Origin of the sequence: Janthinobacterium sp. CG_23.3 (assembly GCF_046115965.1) — a bacterium.
Classification (GTDB): Bacteria; Pseudomonadota; Gammaproteobacteria; order Burkholderiales; family Burkholderiaceae_D; genus Janthinobacterium.
Genome location: NZ_JBJXIB010000203.1, coordinates 1 through 5,578, shown reverse-complemented (window position 1 = coordinate 5,578; position 5,578 = coordinate 1). Strand labels below are relative to the sequence as shown.

Here is a 5,578-nt window from a genome sequence, read left to right as displayed (position 1 = left end):
GCGCCGATGATAGTGCTGCAACCAGTGTGAAAGTAGGTTATCGTCAGGCTTGTTATATTAAAAAAGCCCAGTAGAGATACTGGGCTTTTTTTCGTCCGCATTTTTGTGGGCGTTAAACCAGCCGTGCGTCCGGCTAGTGGGCCGATTTTTAATAGCATGTCGGGTTCCTCCAGTGTTACTGCATCGTAAGCCATGCCGCAACGAGAGGGGCAAGCGGCGGGCGAAAAAAAACCCCTCGTTGTGGCGAGGGGCGAGGGGCTTGGGACTGCCTGGCGCAGCGCCTACATCAAAATCGGTAACTGGCTTTGAGGTTGACGAAGTTCACGCCGCTGTTCGGCTTTTTGTAGCCGCCGTTGGAGAAGTGTTGAATCTTCACGCCGAGTTCCCACTTGTTGTCGAAAACGTAGCCGGCGCCGATGTGGTCGCCGAACTGGAAGTGCGTCGACAGACGATTGTCGTCGTTGTCATACAGTTTCGAGAGGCCGTGCACGCCGATCCCGCCTTCCGCATAGAAGCCTTTTTTGTCATCGCGCTGGAAACGGAACACCGGCGTGAAGCCGATGTCGTACAGCGATTGCTTGGCGCCCTTGACGTTTTGGTAGTGGTTGCCGCGCCATGCACCGGCGCTAGTGTCCCAGTAGCCGCTCAGGTGCGTGCCGTTCGACTGGAACCAGCGCTGGCCCCAGTCCGCAGTGACGCCAACGCGCACCATGCGGACATGCGCGCCGGTGGCGACTTCGGCATAGGCGCCGTCGATCAATGGGTCGTCGGCCGCATAAGCCAATTGCATGGCCAGTAAGGCCATGCCCGCGACGAGGGATTTCAATACTCGCTTCTGGAAGAACATATAATCTTTCATCGTAAAATTAGCCTCGCTACTGCCTCGGCCGCCAGAGTGGCAAGCCGGGCGTGTTAATTGCGGATATATAAACACATTCTTACAATTACTTGCATTTTAACAAAATCAGGAATTTCAATTGACACTCTCCACAAAAATCGCGTTTCTGGGTATCGGTCTGATGGGCGAGCCGATGGCGCGCCGTCTCTTGCAAGCCAAACATTCTGTCACAGTTTGGAATCGCACGCTGAGCAAGGCCGAGGCGCTGGCGCCGGACGGCGCGCTGGTCGCGAAGTCGCTTGCCGAGGCGGTGCGCGAGGCTGACATCGTCATCTCGATGCTGGAGGCCGGCCCCATCGTCGGGCAGCTGATCGACGCCGCGCTCGGGGCGCTCGCGCCAGACGCGCTGTGGGTCGACATGAGTTCGACCAAGCAAGCCGAGGCGCAGCAATTCCACGCCCGCCTTGTCGCGCGCGGGCACCGCTTCATCGACGCGCCGGTGTCCGGCGGCGTTGGCGGCGCCCAAGCCGGTACGCTGGCGATCATGGCCGGCGGCAGCGCGGCCGATTACGCGCGCGCGCAGACCGTGTTCGCCGCGATGGGGAGGGCGACGCTGGTTGGCCCGGCCGGCAGCGGCCAGGTCGCCAAATTGTGCAACCAGTTGATTGTCGGCGCGACCCTGAACGTCGTGGCCGAGGCCCTGCTGTTGGCGCAGGCGGCCGGCGCCGATCCGGCGGCGGTGCGCGCGGCGATACGCGGCGGTTTTGCCGAAAGCCGAATCTTGGAGGTGCACGGGCAACGCATGCTGGAGCGAAATTTCGTCGCCGGCGGGCAAGTGAAAAGCCAGCTCAAGGACATGCACAACATCCTGGCGGCCGCCGGCGCGGCCGGTGTCACCCTGCCGTTGACGCAACTCGTCACCGAGCGCTACGAAAGTATCGCCGCCAGCCACGCGACGGCGGACCACTCGGCCGCGTTGCTGGCGTTGGAGCTGCTCAATCCGGGCCGGCGTTTGGGCGACGGGCCGGATAAGTTGGCTTAGGGATGGGGTAGCGCGAGGGCCGGCAACGCTGAAAATCAAGCAACGGCAAAGAGCCGGGGTCAACCCTTCAGGTCCGACCGTGGTATTAGGCCGCTGGCGGCAGGCTCATTTCCGCCAGGCGCACCCAGAAACTGGCGCCGATCGGTAGCAACTCGTCGTTGAAGTCGTAGCTGCCGTTGTGCAGCACGCAAGGGCCGAGCCCGTGGCCGCCATCGCGGTGCTCGCCTTCGCCGTTGCCGATGAAAATGTAGCAACCCGGTTTTTGTTGCAGGAAGAAGGCGAAGTCTTCGGCGCCCATGGTGGGCTCGACGTTGGCGTTGACCCGCTCGGCGCCGACCACCGAGCGCATCACCTCCAGCGCGAACGCGGTTTCGCGGGCGTGGTTCACCAGCGGCGGGTAGTTGCGCTTGAACACGAAGTCGACCTCGGCGCCGAAGCCGGCGGCGGTGTGCTCGGCCACCGCGCGCATGCGGCTTTCAATCAGGTCCAGCACCGGCGTGGTGAAGGTGCGCACCGTGCCGACCAGCGTGGCCTCGTCGGGGATCACGTTGGTGGCGCTGCCGGCGTGGATTTGCGTGATCGACAGCTCGGCCGTGTCGAGCGGGCTCTTTTCCCGGGTGATGATGGTTTGCCAGCTCTGGGCGATCTGCACCGCGATCATCACCGGGTCGATACCCTTGTGCGGCTGCGCCGCGTGGGCGCCCTTGCCCTTGACGACAACATGGAACTCGTTGCTCGACGCCATCATCGGACCGGCCACCGCGCTCAGCGTGCCGGTCGCGGCGCCCGGCCAGTTGTGCATGCCGTAGATCGCGTCCATTGGAAATTGCGTGAACAGGCCGTCCTCGATCATCTGGCGCGCGCCGGCGCCGCCTTCCTCGGCCGGCTGGAACACCAGGTAGACGGTGCCGTCGAAGTCGCGCTGCCGCGCCAGGTGGCGCGCCGCGCCCAGCAGCATTGCGGTGTGGCCGTCGTGGCCGCAGGCGTGCATCTTGCCCGGGTGGCGCGAGGCGTGCGCGAAGGTATTGTTTTCCTGCATGGGTAGCGCGTCCATGTCGGCGCGCAGGCCGATCGCCCGTTCCGAGGTGCCGTTCTTGATGATGCCGACCACGCCGGTGCGGCCCAGCCCGCGCACCACCGGAATACCCCACTCGGTCAGCTTGGCGGCGACGACGTCGGCGGTGCGCCGTTCCTCGTAACACAGTTCGGGATGGGCGTGCAGATCGCGGCGTATCTGTCGCAACTCGGCTTGAAACGCTATGATGGGATCAACTAGTTTCATCGGACTCTCCTGGAATTCGCAATGCGGGGTACCGCTTCTGCCGGCGCGCGTGTTTGATCGAAAACATGCACGGTGAATAAGCCATTGTAGCCCTTGTCGAGCCTGCGGAACCAGCGCACCCACCAGCGTCGCGTGCGCCTGCCGGGAATGGTTTACAGTATGGGCTTCCACAGCCGCTTTTATTGAGATTATCTGATGACGACGACACAAGTTCGCGCAACCTGCCCGCACGACTGCCCCGATACCTGCGCCTTGCTGGTCACCGTGCGGGACGGCGTGGCCACCGAGGTCAAGGGCGACCCCGACCATCCGACCACGGCCGGCGTGCTGTGCACCAAGGTGTCGCGCTACACCGAACGCACCTACCACGCCGAGCGCCTGCTCTACCCGCTGCGCCGGGTCGGTAAAAAGGGCGAGGGCAAGTTCGAGCGCATCAGCTGGGACGAGGCTTTGACAACCATCGCGGCGCGCCTGCGGGACATCGCCGCGCGGGCGCCGCAGGCGATCCTGCCGTACAGCTACGCCGGCACGATGGGCCTGGTGCAGGGCGAGTCGATGTCGTCGCGCTTCTTCCACCAGCTCGGCGCCTCGCTGCTGGACCGCACCATCTGCGCCTCGGCCGGCGGCACCGGCTACCGCTACACCGTCGGCGCCACCATCGGCACCGACCTCGAACAATTCCAGAACGCCAAGCTGATCCTGATCTGGGGCGGCAACCCGATCGCCTCCAACCTGCATTTCTGGACCCGCGCGCAGGAAGCCAAGCGGCGCGGCGCGAAACTGATCGCCATCGACCCGTACCGCTCGCTGACGGCGGAGAAATGCCACCAGCACATTGCCTTGCTGCCGGGCACGGACGCCGCGCTGGCGCTGGGCATGATGCATGTGCTGATCGCCGACGACCTGCTGGACCACGACTACATCGCCCGCTACACGCTCGGCTTCGACGAGTTGAAACAGCGCGCCGCCGAGTGGCCGCCCGAGCGCGCCGCCGAGGTCTGCGGCATCAGCGTGGCCGAGGTGGTCGACCTGGCGCGGCTGTACGGCCAAATGGCGAAGGACGGCGAGCCCGTCGCCATCCGCGCCAACTACGGCGTGCAGCGCGTGCGCGGCGGCGGCATGTCGGTGCGCACCATCGCCTGCCTGCCGGCGCTGATCGGCGCCTGGCGCCAGCCGGCCGGCGGCATGCAACTGTCCTCGTCCGGCTCGTTCCCGGTCAACCGCGCGGCGCTGCAGCGGCCCGACCTGTTGAAGGGCAAGCCGCGGACGATCAACATGACCACTATCGGCGACGACCTGCTGCGCGAGAGTTCGCCCGAGTTCGGCCCGAAAGTCGAAGCCGTGATCGTCTACAACTCCAACCCGCTGGCGATCGCGCCGGATTCGTCGAAGGTGGCGCAGGGTTTCGCGCGCGAAGACTTGTTTACCGTGGTGCTCGAACATTTCCAGACCGACACCGTCGACTACGCCGACATCGTGCTGCCGGCCACCACCCAGCTCGAACACGTCGACGCCCACCTGGCCTACGGCCACCTGTACATGATGGCCAACAACGCGGCGGTCGCGCCGATGGGCGAGGCCAAGCCCAACACCGAGGTGTTCCGCCTGCTGGCCGCGCGCATGGGCTTTGACGACCCGTGCTTCCAGGACAGCGACGACGCGCTGGCCGCGCGCGCCTTCGACGCCGGCGACGCGCGCGCCGTGCATTTCGACTGGGAGTCGCTGAAGCAAAAGGGCTGGCAAAAGCTGGCCATGGCCGAGGCGCCGTTCGCCGCCGGCGGCTTTCCCACGCCGTCGGGCAAATGCGAATTCTATTCGGCGACGATGCAGGCCGACGGGCTCGACCCCTTGCCGACCTACATCGCGCCGTACGAGTCGGCCGCCAGCAACCCGGCGCTGGCAGCCAGGTATCCGCTGGCGATGCTGTCGCCGCCGGCGCGCAACTTCCTCAACTCGACCTTCGTCAACATCAAGAGCCTGCGTTCGGCCGAGGGCGAGCCGCACCTGGACATCCACCCGGACGACGGCGCCGCGCGCGGCATCGCCCACGGCGACATGGTGCGCATCTTCAACGACCGCGGCTCCTTCGTGGCCAAGGCGCGGCTCACCGACAAGGCCCGCGTGGGCCTGGTCGTGGGCCTGTCGGTGTGGTGGAAAAAACTCGCCGGCGACGGCAAGAACGTCAACGAAGTGACCAGCCAGCGCCTGACCGACATGGGCCGGGCGCCGACTTTCTACGACACCCTGGTGCAAGTCGAGAAAGCCGCCGCGCAAGGGGGAATTGCGCTAAGCTAAGGTGCCGGGTCCGAATTTGTCGGTTTTGTAGATACTATGAATGAAGGCGGGTCGGCAAAAGACGCAAATTAATCCTAAAGTGAAGGTTCGAAGAATCAACTTAGGAGAAAATCATGCAACC

The 5,578-nt window shown here is 64.7% G+C and carries 4 protein-coding genes; 2 read left to right on the top strand and 2 right to left on the bottom strand.

Going from position 1 to position 5,578, the window contains the following annotated elements:
- Window positions 1–286: 286 nt before the first annotated feature.
- Window positions 287–847, bottom strand: coding sequence for an acyloxyacyl hydrolase (locus tag ACFDR9_RS26665; RefSeq protein ID WP_409032925.1), 561 nt, complete (start codon window positions 845–847; stop codon window positions 287–289).
- 130 nt (window positions 848–977) lie between these two features.
- On the opposite strand from ACFDR9_RS26665, the gene ACFDR9_RS26660 reads away from it, so the two are divergent.
- Window positions 978–1,880: an NAD(P)-dependent oxidoreductase gene (locus ACFDR9_RS26660; RefSeq protein WP_409032924.1), complete on the top strand. Its 903-nt coding sequence runs from the start codon at window positions 978–980 to the stop codon at window positions 1,878–1,880.
- 85 nt (window positions 1,881–1,965) lie between these two features.
- Here the strand turns inward: ACFDR9_RS26660 and ACFDR9_RS26655 are convergent, their stop codons facing one another.
- Complete coding sequence (locus tag ACFDR9_RS26655; protein WP_409032923.1) at window positions 1,966–3,162, bottom strand: M20 aminoacylase family protein; 1,197 nt, start codon at window positions 3,160–3,162, stop codon at window positions 1,966–1,968.
- 195 nt (window positions 3,163–3,357) lie between these two features.
- Between ACFDR9_RS26655 and ACFDR9_RS26650 the strand changes: the two genes are divergently transcribed.
- Window positions 3,358–5,457 (top strand): molybdopterin-dependent oxidoreductase, encoded by a 2,100-nt coding sequence (locus ACFDR9_RS26650; RefSeq protein WP_035789086.1) that lies wholly within the window; start codon window positions 3,358–3,360, stop codon window positions 5,455–5,457.
- Window positions 5,458–5,578: the final 121 nt, after the last annotated feature.

Bases quoted from the DNA above. Each gene is read 5' to 3' on its own strand.
- ACFDR9_RS26665 (WP_409032925.1), bottom strand. From the start codon at position 847: ATGTTCTTCCAGAAGCGAGTATTGAAATCCCTCGTCGCGGGCATGGCC.
- ACFDR9_RS26655 (WP_409032923.1), bottom strand. From the start codon at position 3,162: ATGAAACTAGTTGATCCCATCATAGCGTTTCAAGCCGAGTTGCGACAG.
- ACFDR9_RS26650 (WP_035789086.1), top strand. From the start codon at position 3,358: ATGACGACGACACAAGTTCGCGCAACCTGCCCGCACGACTGCCCCGAT.